The organism is Microbacterium sp. SORGH_AS_0969, from assembly GCF_030818255.1.
GTDB lineage: Bacteria > Actinomycetota > Actinomycetes > Actinomycetales > Microbacteriaceae > Microbacterium.
In genome coordinates this window covers 3,050,548-3,069,833 of the sequence record NZ_JAUTAG010000001.1, presented here as the reverse complement: position 1 = coordinate 3,069,833, position 19,286 = coordinate 3,050,548, and the positions used below count along the sequence as shown (strand labels likewise).

Here is a 19,286-nt window from a genome sequence, read left to right as displayed (position 1 = left end):
TGTTCTACCGGGAGGATGACGGGGGCTTGTGCCTCGTCGACGTCGCGTGGTGGACGGTGCAGTAGCCACCTGCACAAAATGAGAAAGGGCCCCCACCCGAAGGTGGAGGCCCGGTGCGTGCACCCCCTGGGACTCGAACCCAGAACCCACTGATTAAGAGTCAGTTGCTCTGCCGATTGAGCTAGAGGTGCAGGCTGATCCGCCTCAGATTTGCTTGGCGAACCGAGGGATTACGTTACCAGGCGTGACGCGACCGCGCCAAATCGGCCCGGGGTCGCCGGTTATCCTGGAGCCGTGTCCCCGACTCCCGACGAGAACCTCCCCACCCTCGCCGACGACCTCGCGCTCGCTCTGCGACTGGCGGACGCCGCCGACGCGGTCGCCATGGCGCGCTTCGACGCCGACGACCTGCGCATCGACACGAAGGCCGACCGGACGCACGTGACCGAAGCCGACCTCGCGACCGAGCGGGCGATCCGAGAGATCCTGGATGCCGAGCGCCCCGGCGACGCCGTTCTGGGCGAGGAGTACGGCACGTCGGGTGACACCGCGCGGCGTTGGGTGATCGACCCGATCGACGGCACGCACAACTACATGCGCGGCATCCCGATCTGGGCGACGCTGATCGCCCTCAGCGTCGGTGAGGTTCCCGTGGTCGGAGTGGTGAGCCAGCCGGCCCTCGGGCGCCGCTGGTGGGCCGCGACGGGCCACGGGGCGTGGACGAACACCCCGTCCGGCGCTCCCCGCCGCATCCGGGTCTCCGACATCGACGATGTGGCGAAGGCCAGTGTCAGCTTCCAGAGCGTCGAGCAGTGGCGCGACGTCGACCTCCTCCCGGCCCTGGACCGACTCACCCGCGCCGTCTGGCGCGACCGGGGGTACGGCGACGCCCTGCCGTACATGTGGCTCGCGGAGGGCCGCCTCGAGCTCGTCGCGGAGTTCGGCGTGAAGGAGTACGACGTCGCCGCCCTCGCGCCGATCGTGCGCGAAGCGGGCGGCCGCTTCACCGCCTTCGACGGATCCGACCGCCTCGACGCCGGCTCGTCGTTCGCGACCAATGGCATCCTGCACGACGAGTTCTTCCGCCTCACCCACGACGAGGGCACCGCGTGACCCGCCGTCTCGGGCTCGTCATCTCGACCTTCGCGCTGGCCGGCATCCTGCTCGCCGGTTGCTCCGCTCCGGCACCGACGCCGACCGCGGCCGCGCAGGTGCCGAGCGACGCCCCCGGCACCTCCACCCCGAAACCGACCTCCGACGGCACCCCCGAGCCCGCTGCCGACCCCACGTGCGACACGATCATCCCGAAGAGCACCGCCGACGACTTCCGGAGCCTCGGGTGGAGCGTGAGCTCCGAGCCGTTCCGCATCGGGGCGACCGAGATCGGCGGTGGGATCCAGTGCAAGTGGGGCGATCAGCGCATCACGACCGACCGGGTCCAGGTGTTCGGCTGGGCTCCGATCGACGACGCCACCGCGGCCAAGGCTGAGCGAGAGCTCATCGCCTCCGGTTGGCGCCGCGAGGACGGGCCGGCCGGCACCTACGTGACGGAGAACTCCGCGTGGGTGGGTGGCAGAGGCGACAGCGAGGGGTACGGCATCACGTACCTCTTCGGCGACGGCTGGGTGAAGATGGCCGACACGCGTCAGAGTCTCGTGCTCGTCGACGGACCCTCCTGACCCGTCACCGGTAGGGGTTGGTCGCCGCGGCATCCTTCGCCGCGGAGAAACCCTCGTCCCACGCGTCCCCGCGCGCCTCGCGCTCGCGCCACAACTCGTCGGCCCGGCGCACCTTCTCCGCGAAGGCGACCCAGTCGCTCCACGCGGCAGTGATCCCGGATGCCACTCCCCCGTCCGCCTCGCGCGGCACAGCGGTCCACGTGCCGGCGTCAGGCGTCGGCTCCAGGCGGAACGGGCCGACATCGATGCGGAGTGCGCGGGGATCTGGCATCCCTCGACGCTAGGCGCTGTGCTCGCGCCCCGACAAGCGCGCCACACTCGGCGACTCGCGCCGAATGTCCGCTCGGGAGGCTTCGCGGCGACCATTCGGCGCAACTCAACGGGGTGCGCGAACGCGCAGGCGAGCGCAGACGACGTAGGCTCGACCCTCGTGGCTATCGGCGCGACCATTCACACGTTCACGGTGCAGCTCTCCGACGTCGACCGGGGCGTGTACGACGAGCTGTCGATCCGGGTCGCCCGGCATCCATCCGAGACCGACGCCTACATGCTCACGCGCGTGCTCGCCTACTGCCTCGAGTACGAGGACGGCATCGACTTCAGCGAGGGCATCTCGGCCACGGACGAACCCGCCGTGCTCGTGCGCGACCTCACGGGCGCGCTGGTGGCGTGGATCGAGGTCGGAGCCCCGGATGCCGCCCGCCTGCACACCGGCAGCATGAAGGCCGCGCGCACCGTCGTGTACACGCACCGCGACCCCGATAAGGTCGCCGCACCGTGGGCCGGAAAGCGGATCCACCGGGGCGAGGACGTTCTCCTGCACAGCTTCGACGCGGGGTTCGTGGAGCGCATGGCCGGTCACATCGAACGACGCAGCACGGCCACGCTCACCCGCACCGAGGGCCGGGTATACCTCGAGCTCAACGGCGTCTCGGGCGAGAGCGACATCCACACGCGCTCGGCCGCCTGACGAGGGCGGAAACGACGACGCCCCCGCCCCACCGAAACGGGTGGGAGCGGGGGCGTCGTCGACGTGACAGTGGCTCGTGGAGCTGGGGGGAATCGAACCCCCGTCCAACGCTGGGTCTCCGCGTTTTCTCCGGGCGCAGTCTGTGAAAACGTTCTGCTCGGCTCCGACCTTTGTCACAGACACCTAAGTCGACAAGCCCAGCCTGGGAAAAGTCCCGCGTGACGTCCAGACGCCGTCACGCAGCAAGACCCCTAAATGACGCCAGGATCCGTGGCGGGGTCACACACGGTCTGACGGACTATCGGGCTCGCTTACGCAGCGAGGGCGAAGTCAGTGCGCTTAGCATCGGCACTTATTGTTTTGCAGGGAGCGTTTACGAGATAACCCCACATCCTCGGCCCGCTTCTCGCGGGTTCGCAGGCGCTGTCGAAACCGATCAGCCCCGGGAACTCCGTTCGGAGTGGCCACTGTCACACTGTTGAATTACCACCTCGGTCGCCGTCTTCATCAGCGGCACCCGAGCATCACAGTCTACAACGTATCGAGGGGCCCGGTGATTCCCACGGTGGGGCGGCGGGCCGTCGCGCGGGCCCGTGGACCGTTACGCGGAGTTTGGCCGCGACACACCGGTCGCCACAGCCCGCCCCACGGCGTGTCGGCCACAGGGTCCGCCTGACGGTCCGCCCCGCCGACCTCCGCCCCGCGGACCGTCACGCGGAGTTCGGCCGCGACACGCCGTGCGGGGCGGCCATCGACCGGCGTGTCCACAATGAACTCCGCCGGACGGTCCGCGCCCGCCCGGCATCGGAGGACCCGGCCTCCCGTAGGCTCGCGGCATGAGCGAGGTCGTCATCACCGTCCGCGGCGAGAGCAGCGCCCGCGTGCGCGCCGAGGAAGCCGCGGTACGAGTCAGCGTCGTGACGGACGGAGCCGCTCGCGGGCCGGTCGTCGAGCGTGCGCAGGAGCGCGCCTCATCCGTCCAGGACGGCCTCGTCGCGCACCTGCGCTCCGGCGAGATCTCCGAGTGGTCGAGCGCGCGCGTCTCGGTCTGGTCCGATCGCCCGTGGAACAACGAGGGCGTTCAGCTCCCCCTCGTCCATCACGCCGCCGTCGAGCTGTCGGCCACCTTCACCGATGCCGGCGCGCTGTCGTGGTGGCTGGGCGATGTCGCCGAGTCCGACGACGTCCACGTGACGGCCGTCGACTGGCGACTCTCGGCGGACACACGCGCCCGGGTCGAACGCAGCGTCGCCGCCGACGCCGTGCGCGTCGCGGTCGAGCGCGCGAGCGCCTACGCGGACGCCTTGGGTCTGGCATCCGTGTCCGCCGTCGAGATCGCGGATGCCGGACTCCTGGCGGCGCGGCCCGAGAACCCGCCGGTGTTCGCCGCCCGCGCGACGGCCGCCGACAGCGGGCCGTCGTTCAGTCTGCAGCCGCCTGAGATCGTGGTGAGCTCGACCGTCGAGGGGCGCTTCCGCGCAGAGTGAGAGTCACTCCCCCAGGCGGTTGCGCGTGCGCATGGCCCGCTCGGCCTCGCGCTTGTCTTCCCGCTCGCGGATCGTCTGCCGCTTCTCGAACTCGCGCTTGCCCTTGGCCACCGCGATCTCGACCTTCGCACGCCCGTCGAGGAAGTACAGACGCAACGGAACGAGCGTGTAGCCGCCCGCCGCGACGGCATGCGAGAGCTTCACGATCTCTTCTTTGTGCAGCAGCAGCTTCCGCGTGCGCTTGGCCGAGTGGTTCGTCCAGTGGCCCTGCGAATACTCCGGAATGTGAACGGCGTCGAGATAGGCCTGGCCGCCGTCGATGTACGCGTAGCCGTCGGTGAGGTTCGCACGCCCCTGGCGCAGCGACTTCACCTCGGTACCGGTCAGCACGAGACCGGCTTCGTACGTCTTCTCGATCGCGTAGTCGTGTCGCGCCTTCTTGTTGGACGCGATGAGCTTCTCCCCCTGCTCACGAGGCATGGTGCCACCTCCTCATGATCACGGGCACACAGAGCCCCTCAGTCTACGCGATCAGGCGCGCAGCCATCGCCGAATGGCGAAGCCGGCACTCAACGCGGCCAGGACGACACCGATCACCACGATCACGGGGACCACGATCGCGACGTCCGAGAGACTCACCCAGGACGTGATGAAGCTGATCCGATCGCGCAGATACCGTTCGACCCCGACCTGCACGATCGCCCACACGGCGACGCTCGCAAGAGCGGACCCGATCAGCGCGGCGAGCACGCCCTCGAGGATGAACGGTGTCTGGATGAACCGGTTGGACGCTCCGACGAGACGCATGATGCCGAGCTCTCTTCGCCGCGCGAAGGCGGAGAGACGGATCGTCGTGGCGATCAGGAGGACCGCGGCGATGAGCATGAGACCGGCGATGCCGACGGCGACGTACGTGGCGACCGTGAGCGACTGGAACAGCGGTTCCAGGTACTGCATCTGGTTGGTCACCTCTTCGACCCCGGCCTGTCCGCTGAACGCCTCCGCAATCACGTCGGACTGATTCTGGTCGACGAGGTTGATGTTGAAGGTCGCGTTGAACTGGTCGGCCGTGACGACGCCGGCGATGTCGGACGACAGCAACCCCTGAGCGTTCTGGTAGGCCTCATCGCTGGTCGAGAAGGTGTAATCGCGGATGAGCGGCTTGAGCGCCTCGCCGTCGAGCGTCGCGCGCACCGCGTCGATCTGCTCCTGCGTGGCGGCTTCGCCGGCGTTGCATGTCGGCTTGTCGGAGACGGTGGAGCACATGAACACCGCGACCTGCGCGCGATCCGCCCAGTACGACTGCATCTTGCCGATCTGCATCTGCATGAGCATCGCGGCGCCGACGAACGTCAAGGACACGAAGGTGACGAGGATGACCGAGATGACCATCGACGCGTTACGGCGGAGACCCGTGAAGGCCTCCGAGAGGATGAGCCCGAACCTCATGACGTGGGTCCCACTTCGTCGTCGCGGTCTTTCTTCTCGGCGAGACCGAGCCTGTCGGCGAGGCCGAGCGCGTCGACCTCGGGGTTGCTCACCGGGATGGAGCGCGTGTTCGTCCCGGGCTCGCGGCGTTCCCCCGGAGCGGTGGTGACCGACGGCGACGTGGGCTCGACGGGGGCGGCGGAGACCTGCTCCGACCCCTCCGGTCCGCGCAGCGGCTCGACGGGCCCGGTGATGTTCGTGACCTCGCGCTGCACCTCGAGCACGGCCGTGAGCGCGGCGACCGCGGCCGCGCCCTTCTCGACCTCGGGTGCGAGCACGGGCAGCCCCGAACGGTCGCCATAGCCACCGTGGCGCTCGTCGCGCACCATCTCGCCACCGCGCAGCTCGATCACGCGGCGCTGCATCTGGTCGACGAATCCGGCCTCGTGCGTGGCCATGACGACCGTGGTCCCGCCGGCGTTGATGCGCGCGAGGAGGCGCATGATGTCGATCGACGTACCGGGGTCGAGGTTTCCCGTCGGCTCGTCGGCCAGCAGCACCTGGGGCCGGTTCACGAGCGCGCGGGCGATCGCCACACGCTGCTGCTCACCGCCCGACAGCTCGTGCGGCAGACGCTTCTCTTTGCCGTCCAGACCGACCAGCGCGAGGACCTCGGGAACCGCCTGCTGGACGAAGCCGCGCGAGGCGCCGGTCACCTGCAGCGTGAAAGCGACGTTCTGGTGGACCGTTTTGTTCGGCAGCAGCCGGAAGTCCTGGAACACCGACCCGATGTGGCGACGGAAATAGGGAACCTTGCGGTTCGACAGGGTGCGGAGGTCGCGGCCGAGCACGACGACACGCCCTTCGCTCGGGGTCTCGGCCCGCAGGATCAGCTGCAGGCACGACGACTTCCCCGAACCCGAGGCGCCGACGAGGAAGACGAACTCTCCGCGCTGCACCTCGAAGTCGACTGCGCTCAGCGCGGGCTTCGTGGTGCCGCGATACCGCTTGGTGACATTCTCGAACCGGATCATGGCTCGACGAGCCTAAGCGCGCGTTCCGAAGAGCCCGACAGGACGCGCCGTGTCGGCATCCGGGAAAACCCTACGGATGCCGAGGACCGCGGCATCCGTCTCAGTCGTCGTCGTCTTTGCGCTTGCGCCAGCGGATTCCGGCCGCGATGAGACCGTCGAGGTCCCCGTCGAACACGACGGCGGGGTTGCCGACCTCGTAGCCGGTGCGCAGGTCTTTCACGAGCTGCTGGCCGTAGAGGAAGTACGAGCGCATCTGGTCGCCCCAGCTCGCGGTGATCGTCCCGGCGAGCTCTTTCTTCTTGGCCGCTTCTTCTTCGCGCTTGAGCAGGAGCAGGCGCGTCTGGAGAACGCGCATGGCCGCGGCGCGGTTCTGGATCTGCGACTTCTCGTTCTGCATCGAGACGACCAGGCCGGTGGGGATGTGCGTGATGCGCACGGCCGAGTCGGTCGTGTTCACCGACTGACCGCCGGGGCCGGATGAGCGGAAGACGTCGACGCGGATGTCGCCCTCGGGAACCTCGACCTCGACGGCCTCTTCCATCACGGGGATGACCTCGACCGCGGCGAAGCTCGTCTGGCGCTTGTCGGCACCGCCGAAGGGGCTGATGCGCGCGAGGCGGTGGGTGCCGGCCTCGACCGACAGGGTGCCGTACGCGTAGGGCACATCGACCTCGAAGGTGGCGGACTTGATGCCCGCGCCCTCGGCGTAGGAGGTGTCCATGACCTTGACCGGGTACTTGTGACGCTCGGCCCACCGCAGGTACATGCGCAGGAGCATCTCGGCGAAGTCGGTGGCGTCGTCGCCGCCCGCTCCCGAGCGGATCGTGACGACGGCCGAGCGGGAGTCGTACTCGCCGTCGAGCAGCGTCTGGACCTCGAGCTGACCGATCACGTCTTTCAGCGAGGCCAGCTCACGGCGAGCCTCATCGGCGCTGTCTTCGTCGTCCATCTCGATCGCGAGCTCGACGAGCACCTCGAGGTCGTCGAGGCGCTGCTCGATCTCGGCGATGCGCTTGAGCTCGGCCTGACGGTGGCTGAGCCGGCTGGTCACCTTCTGGGCGTTGTCGACATCGTCCCAGAGGTCGGGAGCGCCCGCCTCTTCGCTGAGGCGGTCGATGTCGGCTTTGAGTGCGTCGACGTCGACCACGGCCTGAATATCGGCGAAGGTCGAGCGCAGCGCCTGGATGTCGGCGGTCAAATCGAGTTCGAGCATTTGGAATCAGCCTATCGTGGAGACGGTGACCGCCGACTCTCCCCGGAGCGTGCTGGTGCGCTTCGCACCCATGATCTACGGACCCACCCTGCTCTTCGCGATCGGGGAGGGAGCCGTCATCCCCCTCATCCCGGTCATCGCGAACCGGCTCGGTGCGGACGTGGCCCTCGCCGCCCTGGTCGCGGCGGCTCTCGTCGTGGGGCAGCTGTGCGGCAACATCCCCGCGGGCTGGGCAGTCGCCCGGTTCGGGGAGCGGATCACGATGGGTGTGGCGGGGATCATCATCCTCGGTGGGTTGGTGGGCGTGGTCTTCGCGGGAACGCTCGCGATCTTCGCGGCCGCCGTCTTCCTCATCGGATTCTGCGCGGCGTCTTTCGCGCTGGCCCGACACTCCTTCATGACGACCCGCGTGCCCCTTCATTTCCGCGCCCGTGCGCTGTCGCTGCTCGGCGGGACTTTCCGGCTCGGGATGTTCGTCGGTCCCTTCATCTCCGCGGCGTTGTTGGGTGTCTTCGGCGACGAGAAAGCATCCATCGCGTTCTTCGCCGTATGCCAGGTGGCGACGATCCTGCTCGTCTTCTTCGGCCCCGACCCCGAGAAGGCCGTGGCGGTCGGCGGCGACTCCCGGGAGGCCGAGGACACGGGCGAACCCGTGACGGGGGCGATCCCCACCGTCGAACGCGTCGGCGTGTTCCGCACGATGTGGCGATTCCGCGCCGTACTGGCGCGTCTCGGCCTCGCTGCCGCCTCGCTGTCGGCGGTGCGCTCGGCACGACAGGTGGTCCTTCCCCTGTGGGGCGTGTCGCTCGGGCTGGACGCCTCGACGATCGCGGTGGTCGTCGGCGTCTCGGGAGCCATCGACTTCGCGCTGTTCTACGCGAGCGGACAGGTCATGGACCGCTTCGGCCGCCTGTGGGCGGCCCTTCCCGCGATGGTGCTGATGGGGGCCGGCTTCCTCGCCCTGTCGTTCACGCACGATCTCGACAGCTCGGCGATGTGGTTCGCCATGTTCGCCGCGGTGCTCGGGGTCGGAAACGGGCTCTCCAGCGGCATCCTGCTCACCCTGGGCGCCGATCTGGCGCCCGCCGACGAGCCGGCGGCCTTCCTGGGATCGTGGCGGACCCTGACGGATGCCGGAGGTGCGATCGCTCCCGTGGTGATCTCGGCACTGACGGCGCTGGTGTCGCTCTCGGGGGCCGTCGCCGCCATGGGAGTGATCGCCGCGCTCGGCGCCTTCGGCTTCGTCCGCTGGGTCCCGCGGTACGTGCCGAGATCGCGTTCCTGACGGATTAGGATCTTCCTGATTCGCGCCGGAAAGACGGGGCAAAAGACAGCCTTCCGTGTTTCCGGGCCGTAAAAAATCCGGTTGACTCTGGCCATTTGATGAGTTTGCCGTGAGAATCGGTCACACGTTCGCCGCCCTCCGGCGACGTGTCATTTCCCCCGGATGAAGCGGGCGACGCCGCCCGCAGAGAGGTACCTTCACCGTGCCCCGTAACACCCCGCATTCCCTCGCGCCGCGCGCGGCTTCGCGCGCCCGGCGCGCCTCGGCCGTCCTGGCCACCAGCGCCCTCGTCGGGGGCGCGCTCCTGGTCGCTCCGGCGGCCTTCGCCGCCCCCGCACCGGGCGACGCGCCGAACGATCTCGGTCTGACCGGTGCCGACGTCATGACGCACCTGACGGAGCTGTCCGACATCAGCGAGTCGTTCGCCGACCAGGGTTACCGCTCTTGGAACTCCCCCGGCTACGAGGCCGCCGCGCAGTACGCCGAGCAAGTGCTCGAAGCGACCGGCGCGTTCACGGTGTCGCGGCACGCGTTCGACGTGCCGTACTCGGAGTTCGGCGAGGCCTCCCTGACGGTCGACGGAACGACCTACACGGGCTCGCACTTCGACAACAGCGAAGGCACCGACTCCCCGGTGACCGCGGCGCTCGCCCTCCCCGAGTCCGCGGACGGCGGTCGGCTCGGCTGCGAACCCACCGACTTCGCGAACGTCCCCGCGGGAGCCATCGTGCTCGTCCAGCGCGGCGACTGCACGTTCGAGGCCAAGATCGACAACGCCACCGCGGCCGGAGCCGGAGCGGTGTTCGTCTACAACAACGAGCGCCCCGCTGAAGAGGGCGTCTCGCCCGACGATCAGCTGACCAACGTGGGCTCGGGCCCGCGCAACGAAGAGGACTCCCCCGCCGCCACGCTCCCGCAGGCCAGTGGCGACGCCCTCGCCGCGCTCGTCACCGCGGCGCCCGTGGACGCTCCCGTCGAGGGAACCGCGGTCATCGAGAAGCAGTTCCTCGTCGGCCAGTCCTTCAACATCATCGCCGACAGCGTCGCGGGCGACCCCGACGACACCGTCGTCATCGGCGCGCACCTCGACGGCGTCGCCGAGGGACCCGGGGTGAACGACAACGGCTCGGGCTCCGCGGCCGTCCTCGCTCTCGCGGAGAAGATCGCGGCATCCGAGGTTCCGAACGACAAGCGGATCCGCCTGGCCCTGTGGGGCGCCGAGGAGATCGGCCTGCTGGGCTCGACCGCGTACGTCAACGACCTCGTCGCGAACGACCCCGCGGAGTGGGACCGCATCTCGTCGTACCTGAACTACGACATGATCGGCTCCGAGAACTTCACCGTCGGCGTGTACGACGCCGACCGCTCCACCTTCCCGGCGGAGGGCGTGAACATCCCCGAAGGGTCCGTGGAGATCGAGAAGCTCTACACCGACTACTTCGACACCATCGAGCAGCCGTGGATCGACACCGAGTACTCGGGTCGCTCGGACTACCAGGCGTTCATCGACAACGGCGTGCCCGCGGGCGGACTGTTCTCCGGCGCCGATGACATCAAGACCGAGGAGCAGGCCGCACTGTTCGGCGGGACGGCCGGGGTCTACATGGACCGGAATTACCACACGATCAACGACAGCCTCGCGAACGTCAACCGCGACTCGATCGACATCTTCGCCCCGGCGATCGGTCACGCCGCCGTCGCCCTGGCCTGGGACGCGGCGGCCGAGCCGTCGCCCGAGCCGACGGAGCCCTCGCCCGAGCCCACCGTCGAGCCGACGACGGAGCCCACCGCTGAGCCGACCGCGCAGCCGACGGCGGAGCCGACCGCGCAGCCCGTCCCGTCGCCGAGCGCGACCGCGGGCCCTGGCTCCCGCAACGACCTCGCCAAGACGGGGTCGAACGCCGAAGGTTCCCCGCTCCCCGCGATCGGCGCGGGAATGCTCGTCATCGGCGCGCTCATCGCCGCAGGGACCATCGTCGCCCGTCGACGCCCGCAGGAGTAACCCCTGAGAAAGGCCGTCGGGGTCGGGTGCCACGCGCACGCGGCCCCGGCGGCCATTTCGCTCTCGAGAATTTGCTCGCGTGCGTCCCGCGCACGAAGATGCGATCAGCGAGACGCACGGGAGGCGCAGTGAAAGACGTGGACCGCGGAGCGCTCGCGCTGTCCGCCGCTCTCTCCGCCGTAGCCGGGTTCGTGGACGCCGTCGGGTTCCTCGACACGGGTGGTCTGTTCGTCTCGTTCATGAGCGGCAACTCGACGCAGGGTGCGGTCGGCCTCTTCGACGACGGCGTCGCCGTGGCACTGGTCTCGGCAGGGATCATCGCGGCGTTCGTGCTCGGCGTGACAGCCGGAGCCGTCGTGAGCATGCGCGCCTCTCGTCCGCGCGCGAGGGTCGTCGCCGGTGCCGCGGCAGCCGTCGCCGTCACAGCCGGCCTCGCCCTGGCGGGAGATGCGACGCTCTGGCGAGCGGGCTTGCTGGCCGCGGCGATGGGAGCGCTCAACACGCTCTTCCTCGCGGAGGGTCGCGCGCGGGTGGCCATCACCTACGCGACGGGGACGCTCGTGAGCCTGGGACTGGGCCTTGCATCCCTCGTCACCGGACGATCACGGACGGCGTGGCGGCGCCCCCTTCTGCTCTGGGCGTCGCTTGCGGGGGGTGCCGTAATTGGCGGGGTCGCCCACCGCCTCGGCAGCCCCGCCGCTCTCGCCCTCGCCGCCCTTGCCCTGGTCGGGGCCTCGATCGTGATCGCCGTCCGCGGCGGATCGAGCGGGGTCAGTCCTCGTCGCTGACCTGGATCAGCACCTTGCCATGGTCGGGGCCTCGATCGTGATCGCCGTCCGCGGCGGATCGAGCGGGGTCAGTCCTCGTCGCTGACCTGAATCAGCACCTTGCCCGTCGTTCCCGCAGCGACGGCATCATGAGCCGCCGCCGTGTCGTCGAGCGAGAACCACGTCACCGGCAGCCCGGCTTCCTCGCCGATCGGAAGGGCGCCGTCGGCGACGGCCGCGGAGACATCCTCGGCGGCAGCGGTCAGGGCGGTCTCCCCCACCGTGTAGAGCAGCAGCCCCTGCCAGCGGACATTCTTGGCGAAGCTCGCCCGCACCGCCGCGGTGAAGCTGTCTCCGCCGTTGTCGGCGTAGTAGCCGATGCTTCCGTGGTTGGCGATGACCTCGACGTCGAGCGCCGCGTTCTCGGCGATCGCCACCTCGACGATGTGCTCGACGCCGTCGGGGGCCAGTTCCCGGATGCCGTCGGCCAACGTCTCACTCGGGTACTGCAAGACGTGGTGGGCGCCCGCCGCCCGGGCCAGCGCTTCCTTCTCATCGCTGCTGACGGTGGCGATGACGGTGGCACCGGCCCAGACCGCCAACTGGATCGCCGCGTGGCCCACCGCCCCCGCGCCGCCCTGGACGAGCACCGTCCTCCCGGCGAGGGCTCCCGGTCCCAGGCGCGACGGGCCGTCCTCGTGGACGGTGAGAGCGCGGTGCGCTGTCATGGCGGGCACTCCAAGGCTCGCGCCGAGGGCGAAGGACGCCCCGTCCGCGAGCGGAACGGCGCGCTCCGCGGGGATCACCGCGAACTCGGCCGCCGTTCCGGTCGGGCGCTCGTGCTGGGCGAGGTAGACCCAGACCCGCTCCCCCACCGAGACCGACGTCACGCCCTCGCCCACGGCATCCACTGTTCCCGCACCGTCCTGGTTCGGCGTCACTTCGGTGAACGAGAAGGGCCGACCACCCTCACGCGCTTTCCAGTCGGTCGGGTTCACGCCCGAGACGGCGATGCGCACGCGCACCTCGCCGGGTCCCGGTTCGGGAACGGGACGCTCACCGAGCGTCAGGACGGAGGAGTCACCGGTCTGGGAGTACGTGATCGCTCGCATGGAGAGGACAAGCGGGCTCGTCGCGCACGCATTCCCTCGGCGTGTCGACCCGCCAGCCGCCACACTGGGCGGATGAGCAGTCTCGTGGTCGCGAACGGCGTCCTGTTCTCCGGCGGATCGGTGCTCGAGGGCGACGCCGTCGGCATCCGCGACGGTCGTATCGTCGCGACCGGCCCCCGACGCGACGTCCGCGATGCGATCGGACCGGATGCCGATGAGCTCGACGCGTGCGGAGGCCTCGTCACCCCCGGATTCGTCGACTCGCACATCCACCTCGGCGGTGGGGCCGTCGACGCGCTGCGCTGCAACCTCGCCGGAGCGGCCTCTCTCGACGAGATCGACGAACGGGTGCGGACGTTCGCCGCCCGCACGACAGCGGCCTGGATCGTGGGCGGCGGCTGGGATCCCACGCTGTCCCCCTCGACCGGGCCGACGGCCGCGCACCTCGATGCGATCGTTCCCGATCGACCGGCCCTCTTCATCGATGCCGATCACCACGGCGGGTGGGCGAACACGGCGGCTCTGCGCGCGGCAGGCATCGACGTGCAGACACCGGATCCGTCCGACGGCAGGATCGAACGACTCGCCGACGGCACCCCAAGCGGAACCCTGCGCGAAGGCGCACTGCAACTCGTCGCGCCGCTCGTCCCACCCACCGACACGGCAGATCTCGCGCGCGCCCTCCTCGCCATCTCGCGCGACGTCGTCGCGGCCGGAATCACCGGATGGCAGGAGGCCGCGCTCGGGAGTTTCGCCGGTTACCCGGACTTCTCCGACGCGTACCGCGCCCTCACGGAGGCCGGTGACCTCGTCGGCCGAGCCACCGGCGCGATCTGGGTGCCCCGCGATCTGACCCCGGCCACCATCGACGCGTTCGTCGCGGAGTGCGTCGAACGCGCCCGTGTGAACACGGCGGCCGGGTTCCCGACGCGAACCGCCAAGCTCATGCTCGACGGGATCATCGAGACGCGCACCGCCCACGTCTGCGCGCCCTACCCCGACGGCTCGCACGGCCTGGCCTACTTCGACCCCGAGATCGTGCGCCTGCTCGTGCCCGCCCTCAACGCCGCGGGACTCGCCGTGCACGTCCACGCGCTGGCCGACGCGGCGGTCCGCGATGCTCTCGACGGATTCGCCGCGGTCCCCTCCGTTGATCGCGCTCGCGTGCGCAACCACATCGCGCACCTCGAGCTGATCACTCCCCGCGACCTTCCGCGCTTCGCGGCACTGGGCGTGACGGCGAACTGCCAGCCCTACTGGGCGTGTCGCAACGACCTCGTCCGCGACGTGACGCTCCCGCTTCTCGGCGCTGAGCGCGCAGATGAGCTGTACCCCTTCGCCGCCCTGCGCACCGCGGGTGCTCGCCTCGCGATGGGATCGGACTGGCCCGTCTCGACCTTCGACCCCTGGCTCGGCATTCACGTGGCAGTCACCCGTCAGCCTCCGGGAGAACCGGATGCCGAGCCCCTGGGCGCCGCGCAGTCCCTGTCGCTCGGCGAGGCGCTCGACGCATACACGCGCGGCTCGGCCGACCTGCTCGGCATCGGTCCCGGAACCCTGGCCCCGGGCGCGCCGGCCGACCTCGCCATCGCGGATCGCAACCCTTTCGCGGGCCGACCCGACGGCATCCACGAGACCCGGAATGTCACGACCGTCGTCGCGGGTGACGTCGCCGGGGGTTGACGGCTGGTTCACATCGTGCGAGCCTCGCGCGCGCATAGACTGAACCCACTCGCGGGAGTGGTGAAATTGGCAGACACGCAGGATTTAGGTTCCTGTGCCTTCGGGCGTGGGGGTTCAAGTCCCCCCTTCCGCACGACAACTGCCGTAACCGAGCACGACCTCTCCGACCCGACGGGACCGATGTGATCCACCCCACCGCTCTGCTCCCGTGGCTCGACCCCACGACGATCATCACCAACTCGCAGCCCTGGGCCCTGCTCGTCGTCTGCTTCATCATCTTCGCCGAGACCGGCCTGCTCATCGGGTTCCTGCTTCCCGGCGACACCCTGCTGATCATGGCCGGCCTGCTGTCGCACTCGACGCCCGCGGCGCCGAACGGCGTGTTCGGCATCAACGCGTGGTGGGTGGCTCTCGCTATCGGGTTCGCCGCCTTCATCGGCGGTGAGGTCGGCTATTACATCGGCCATAAGGCGGGGCCGTCGATCTTCGAGCGCAAGGACTCCGGCATCTTCAGCCGCAAGAACGTCGAACGCACCAACGCGTTCTTCGAGCGCTTCGGCGGACTGACGGTGATCCTCGCGCGCTTCGTCCCCGTCGTGCGCACCTTCGCCCCCATCGCCGCCGGTGTCGGCCACATGCCGTGGCGCAAGTACACGCTGTACAACTTCATCGGTGCCGTCATCTGGGGCATCGGTCTCACGATGCTCGGCTACGCCGTCGGCTACATCCCCTTCATCCGGGACATCGTCACCGAGTACATCGACGTGATCCTGCTCGCCGCCGTCGCGGGCACGGCACTCTTCATCGCGATCCACTACTTCCGTGAGCGGGCTGCTGCGAAGCGCGAGGGAACGGTCACCCACGACGAGGCCGCGTCGCTCGCCCTCGACCCGAAGACGCTCGAAGACGGCGATCAGCCCACGCGCTAAGACGCCTTCGAGCTCTTCTTCTTGGCGGGAGCCTTCTTCTTCGCGGGCTCGTCCTTCTCGGCGCGCGCTGCGCGGGTGCGCTCGACGCTCGCCCGCAGCGCCTCCATCAGGTCGATGACTTCGCCGCCGTCTTCGTCTTCCTGCGTGCCGAAGGTGGCATCCGTGTCGATCGCGTCGCCCTGCTCGAGCTTCGCGTCGATCAGGGTCCGCAGCTCCTGCTGATATTCGTCGGTGAACTCCTCAGGGTCGAAGTCCTTCGAGAAGCTGTCGACGAGGGATGCCGACATCTCGAGCTCCTTCGCCGAGATGCGCACGTCCTCCTCGAGAGCGGGGAAGGCTGCCTCCCGAACTTCATCGGCCCAGCGAAGCGTCTGCAGCACGAGCACGTCGTCGCGCACCCGCAGCGCGGCCAAACGGGTCTTCTGCCGCAGCGAGAAACGCACGATCGCGGTGCGATCGGTCTGCTCCAGCGTCTTGCGCAGCAGCACGTACGCCTTGGGCGAGGACGAGTCGGGCTCGAGGTAGTAGGCCTTGTCGAGCGTGAGCAGGTCGACCTGGTCGCTCGGCACGAACTCGACGACTTCGATCTCGCGGCTCCGCTCGCTCGGCAGCGAGGCGAGGTCGTCTTTCGTCAGCACGACCGTCTGTTCGCCGTCGTCGTACGCACGATCGATGTCACTGTAGGGCACGACCTCCCCGTCGATCTCGCAGATGCGCTGGTAGCGGATGCGTCCACCGTCCTTGTTGTGCACCTGGTGCAGCGAGACGTCGTGGTCCTCCGTGGCCGAGTACACCTTGACGGGCACGTTGACGAGGCCGAACGTCAGGGCGCCCTTCCAGATCGATCGCATGGGTCCAGTGAACACCGAAAGAGGGGTGGATGCCGAGACCCTTGCGCCGCGGCAGGGCACCGGTCCCTTCGACAGGCTCAGGGACCTCACGTCCGAGGCACAACACAGGTGGCTGAGCCCGTCGAAGCCACCGGGACCCGTCGACACGCTGAGGCGCGCGCGCGCCAGGTGGCTGAGCCCGTCGAAGCCACCGGCACCCGTCGACACGCTGAGGCACGCGCGCGCAAGGTGGCTGAGCCCGTCGAAGCCACCGGGACCCGCGGCCGCCGCAACCCCCTCGGCATCCGGCTCCCCCCTCGCTCTACGCTGGGGCGATGGCGGAGCAGACGGTGCGGATCGGCGGGCATCGCCTACGCCTGTCGAATCTCGACAAGGTGCTCTACCCCGAGACCGGGACGACCAAGGGCGAGGTGATCGACTACTACTCGCGCATCGCCGCGCGCCTGCTCCCCCACGTCTCCGGACGGCCCGTCACCCGCAAACGCTGGCCGGATGGCGTGGGCACGGAGGCCGATCCGGCTGAACCGTTCTTCGCGAAAGCCCTCGAGCCCGGCGCTCCCGCGTGGGTGCGCCGCTTTCCCATCGACCACTCGTCGGGCGCGAAGGACTACCCCCTCGTCGACGACCTCCCCACGCTCGTCTATCTCGCGCAGGTCGCGAGTCTTGAGCTGCACGTGCCGCAATGGCGGTTCTCGCCCGAGGGCGAACGACAGAACCCCGACCGGCTGGTGCTCGATCTCGATCCCGGTCCCGGCGTCGGTCTCGCCGAGTGCGCCGAGGTCGCCCGGTGGGCGAGAGCGATCCTGAACGACATGGGTATCGACCCTCTGCCGGTCACCAGCGGCAGCAAGGGGATCCACCTCTACGCCCACCTCGACGGTCGACCGACGAGTGAGGCGGCCAGCGCGATCGCGAAGGAGCTCGCGCGGGCGATCGAGGCCGACCACCCCGACCTCGTCGTGAGCCAGATGTCGAAGGCAGCACGTCCGGGGAAGGTGTTCATCGACTGGAGCCAGAACAACGGGTCGAAGACGACCATCGCGCCCTACTCGCTCCGCGGACGCGCCCAGCCGACGGTCGCCGCTCCGCGCACGTGGGAAGAACTGGACGATCCGGGGCTCCGACACCTGCTCTTCACCGAGGTTCTCGAACGCACGGGCGATCCGCTCGCAGCGGTCGAACGCGACGCCGGACCCCTGCGCTCGTACATCTCCAAGCGCACGGCGGCCCGGACCCCCGAACCCGTCCCGGACGCCCCGCACGCAGAGCCCGCGGCGGAGGGACTCCCCCGCTTCGTCATCCAGGAGCACCACGCCTCGCGCCTGCACTGGGATCTGCGGCTCGAACACGACGGCGTGCTCGTCAGTTGGGCCGTCCCCAAGGGCGTTCCACCGACGACGGCGAAGAACAGCCTCGCCGTCATGACCGAGGACCACCCGATGCAGTACCTCGACTTCGCCGGCGAGATCCCCCGCGGCGAGTACGGCGCGGGCATCATGACCGTCTGGGACACGGGCACCTACGAGCTCGAGAAGTGGCGTGACGACGAGGTGATCGCCACCCTTCAGGGCCGCGACGACGGTCCCCTCGGCCGGGTGCGCCTCGCGCTGATCCGCACGGAGGGGCGCGGCGAGAAGTCGCAGTGGCTGCTTCACCGAATGAAGACGGATGCCACGGGCCGGCCGCAGAGCGACGGCGAGCCGGTCGTCCCCCTCGACCACGGCGAGGGCGACGCACTTCGTTCGGAACCGACCGTTCCCGCCGCGGCGGATCTCCGCCCCATGCTCGCGGTGTCGGCGACACCCGGGATCGCCCGCGCCGCCGCCGAGCGGTGGGGCCGCGCGTGGGTGGAGATGAAGTGGGACGGCATCCGCGGGATCGGCCTCTGGGACGGCCATCGCCTGCGCTTGCGCTCACGCAACGGCAACGACCTCACCGCGACGTACCCCGACCTCACCGCCGTCGACCTCGGCCTCGGACCCGACGCGGCGGTCCTCGACGGTGAGATCGTCGCCCTCGACGCGCAGGGGCGCCCCAGCTTCCCGCTGCTGCAGAAGCGGATGAACCTCGCCCAACCACGCGAGATCGAGCGCGAGGCACGCCGCACCCCCGTGCAGTTCTATCTGTTCGATGTGCTCGCCGCGGACGGGCGCGACGTCTCGGCCCTGCCGCTCGCCGAACGCCGCGGCATCCTGGAGGCGCTCACGCGAGACGCCCGTCCGCCGATCGTCGTTCCGCCGGTGTTCGATGACGTGGATGCCGCTGTCGCGACGAGCGGCCGATTCGGCCTCGAGGGGGTCGTGGTGAAAGACCCGCGATCGACGTACCGCCACGGCGAAAGATCGGAGCAGTGGCTCAAGGTCAAGCACACCCGGACGCAGGAGGTCGTGATCGGTGGAGTGCGTCCGGGCAAGGGCAATCGCCGCGGCACGATCGGCTCGCTGCTCGTGGGCGTGCCGAGCGCGGACGGGCTTCGCTACGCGGGTCGCGTCGGATCGGGCTTCACGGAGCAGACCCTCGGTCGGTTGAGCGAGCTCCTCGGACCGCTCGGGAGCGACACCGACCCGTTCGTGGGCGTGCCGGCGGCCGACGCCCGGGATGCGATCTGGGTTCGACCGCAACTCGTCGCCGAGGTGGAGTTCGCGGAGTTCACTCCGGACGGCATCCTGCGCCAGGCCCGCTGGCGCGGGCTGCGGCCGGACAAGAGCCCGGACGAGGTGATGCGGGAGGGCTGAAAGGGGGTACCGGACCCTTCGACAGGCTCAGGGACCTCCGCCGCGGGAGGTCGCTGACCCTTTCGACAGGCGCAAGGGCCCTGCCGCGGAGAGGTGGCTGAGCCCGTCGAA

General features: G+C 69.5%; 17 protein-coding genes, 2 tRNA genes and 1 other RNA gene. 11 read left to right on the top strand and 9 right to left on the bottom strand.

The window, feature by feature from the left end; genetic code table 11:
• Positions 1-118: 118 nt before the first annotated feature.
• Positions 119-191 (bottom strand) — tRNA-Lys (locus QE388_RS14345).
• A gap of 103 nt (positions 192-294) precedes the next feature.
• Here QE388_RS14345 and QE388_RS14340 point away from each other — a divergent pair.
• Positions 295-1,113 carry an inositol monophosphatase family protein gene (locus QE388_RS14340; protein ID WP_307385960.1) on the top strand — a complete coding sequence of 273 codons (819 nt, stop codon included), beginning with the start codon at positions 295-297 and terminating at the stop codon, positions 1,111-1,113.
• Positions 1,110-1,679: a hypothetical protein gene (locus tag QE388_RS14335; protein WP_307385959.1), complete on the top strand. Its 570-nt coding sequence runs from the start codon at positions 1,110-1,112 to the stop codon at positions 1,677-1,679. Before QE388_RS14340 ends, QE388_RS14335 begins: the two co-directional genes overlap by 4 nt.
• A 4-nt stretch (positions 1,680-1,683) precedes the next feature.
• Here QE388_RS14335 and QE388_RS14330 read toward each other — a convergent pair whose 3' ends face one another.
• Positions 1,684-1,950, bottom strand: coding sequence for a hypothetical protein (locus tag QE388_RS14330; protein ID WP_307385957.1), 267 nt, complete (start codon positions 1,948-1,950; stop codon positions 1,684-1,686).
• Positions 1,951-2,109: 159 nt separating this feature from the next.
• Between QE388_RS14330 and QE388_RS14325 the strand changes: the two genes are divergently transcribed.
• Positions 2,110-2,649, top strand: a complete 540-nt coding sequence (locus QE388_RS14325; RefSeq protein ID WP_058614465.1) for a YaeQ family protein — start codon at positions 2,110-2,112, stop codon at positions 2,647-2,649.
• A 74-nt stretch (positions 2,650-2,723) separates the two neighbouring features.
• On the opposite strand, the gene ssrA is transcribed toward QE388_RS14325, so the two are convergent.
• Positions 2,724-3,093, bottom strand: a transfer-messenger RNA (tmRNA) gene (gene ssrA, locus QE388_RS14320).
• 392 nt (positions 3,094-3,485) lie between these two features.
• On the opposite strand from ssrA, the gene QE388_RS14315 reads away from it, so the two are divergent.
• Entirely contained in the window at positions 3,486-4,136 is a 651-nt protein-coding gene (locus QE388_RS14315) for an SIMPL domain-containing protein (RefSeq protein WP_307385956.1), read from the top strand.
• Between the two features lie 3 nt (positions 4,137-4,139).
• Here QE388_RS14315 and smpB read toward each other — a convergent pair whose 3' ends face one another.
• The 4 genes from smpB to prfB form a co-directional block, all read right to left on the bottom strand.
• Positions 4,140-4,616, bottom strand: a complete 477-nt coding sequence (gene smpB / locus QE388_RS14310; protein WP_058596494.1) for an SsrA-binding protein SmpB — start codon at positions 4,614-4,616, stop codon at positions 4,140-4,142.
• A gap of 51 nt (positions 4,617-4,667) precedes the next feature.
• Positions 4,668-5,585 carry a permease-like cell division protein FtsX gene (gene ftsX, locus QE388_RS14305; RefSeq protein WP_058615205.1) on the bottom strand — a complete coding sequence of 306 codons (918 nt, stop codon included), beginning with the start codon at positions 5,583-5,585 and terminating at the stop codon, positions 4,668-4,670.
• Positions 5,582-6,598 carry a cell division ATP-binding protein FtsE gene (gene ftsE / locus QE388_RS14300; RefSeq protein ID WP_307385954.1) on the bottom strand — a complete coding sequence of 339 codons (1,017 nt, stop codon included), beginning with the start codon at positions 6,596-6,598 and terminating at the stop codon, positions 5,582-5,584. Before ftsE ends, ftsX begins: the two co-directional genes overlap by 4 nt.
• 100 nt (positions 6,599-6,698) lie before the next feature.
• A complete protein-coding gene (prfB, locus tag QE388_RS14295) occupies positions 6,699-7,811 on the bottom strand; it encodes a peptide chain release factor 2 (RefSeq protein WP_307385953.1) in 1,113 nt (370 codons plus the stop codon).
• A 70-nt stretch (positions 7,812-7,881) separates the two neighbouring features.
• Here prfB and QE388_RS14290 point away from each other — a divergent pair, with 70 nt between their 5' ends.
• From QE388_RS14290 to QE388_RS14280, 3 genes are all read left to right on the top strand, one after another.
• Positions 7,882-9,096, top strand: a complete 1,215-nt coding sequence (locus QE388_RS14290) for an MFS transporter (RefSeq protein WP_307387153.1) — start codon at positions 7,882-7,884, stop codon at positions 9,094-9,096.
• Between the two features lie 202 nt (positions 9,097-9,298).
• A complete protein-coding gene (locus tag QE388_RS14285) occupies positions 9,299-11,098 on the top strand; it encodes a M20/M25/M40 family metallo-hydrolase (RefSeq protein WP_307385952.1) in 1,800 nt (599 codons plus the stop codon).
• Positions 11,099-11,226: 128 nt separating this feature from the next.
• Positions 11,227-11,886, top strand: a complete 660-nt coding sequence (locus QE388_RS14280) for a YoaK family protein (protein ID WP_307385951.1) — start codon at positions 11,227-11,229, stop codon at positions 11,884-11,886.
• A 68-nt stretch (positions 11,887-11,954) separates the two neighbouring features.
• Here the strand turns inward: QE388_RS14280 and QE388_RS14275 are convergent, their stop codons facing one another.
• Positions 11,955-12,977, bottom strand: coding sequence for an NADPH:quinone reductase (locus QE388_RS14275; RefSeq protein ID WP_307385950.1), 1,023 nt, complete (start codon positions 12,975-12,977; stop codon positions 11,955-11,957).
• Between the two features lie 72 nt (positions 12,978-13,049).
• Here QE388_RS14275 and QE388_RS14270 point away from each other — a divergent pair, with 72 nt between their 5' ends.
• The 3 genes from QE388_RS14270 (at position 13,050) to QE388_RS14260 (ending at position 15,589) form a co-directional block, all read left to right on the top strand.
• A complete protein-coding gene (locus QE388_RS14270; RefSeq protein WP_307385948.1) occupies positions 13,050-14,660 on the top strand; it encodes an amidohydrolase in 1,611 nt (536 codons plus the stop codon).
• A gap of 51 nt (positions 14,661-14,711) precedes the next feature.
• Positions 14,712-14,793 (top strand) — tRNA-Leu (locus QE388_RS14265).
• 49 nt (positions 14,794-14,842) lie between these two features.
• The gene (locus tag QE388_RS14260; protein WP_373426625.1) at positions 14,843-15,589 is read left to right on the top strand and encodes a DedA family protein; all 747 of its coding nucleotides are present in this window, start codon (positions 14,843-14,845) and stop codon (positions 15,587-15,589) included.
• On the opposite strand, the gene QE388_RS14255 is transcribed toward QE388_RS14260, so the two are convergent.
• Positions 15,586-16,440, bottom strand: a complete 855-nt coding sequence (locus tag QE388_RS14255; protein WP_307385946.1) for a Ku protein — start codon at positions 16,438-16,440, stop codon at positions 15,586-15,588. The two genes, QE388_RS14260 and QE388_RS14255, sit on opposite strands and share 4 nt — an antisense overlap.
• 314 nt (positions 16,441-16,754) lie before the next feature.
• On the opposite strand from QE388_RS14255, the gene QE388_RS14250 reads away from it, so the two are divergent.
• Entirely contained in the window at positions 16,755-19,175 is a 2,421-nt protein-coding gene (locus tag QE388_RS14250; RefSeq protein WP_307385945.1) for an ATP-dependent DNA ligase, read from the top strand.
• Positions 19,176-19,286 lie beyond the last annotated feature (111 nt).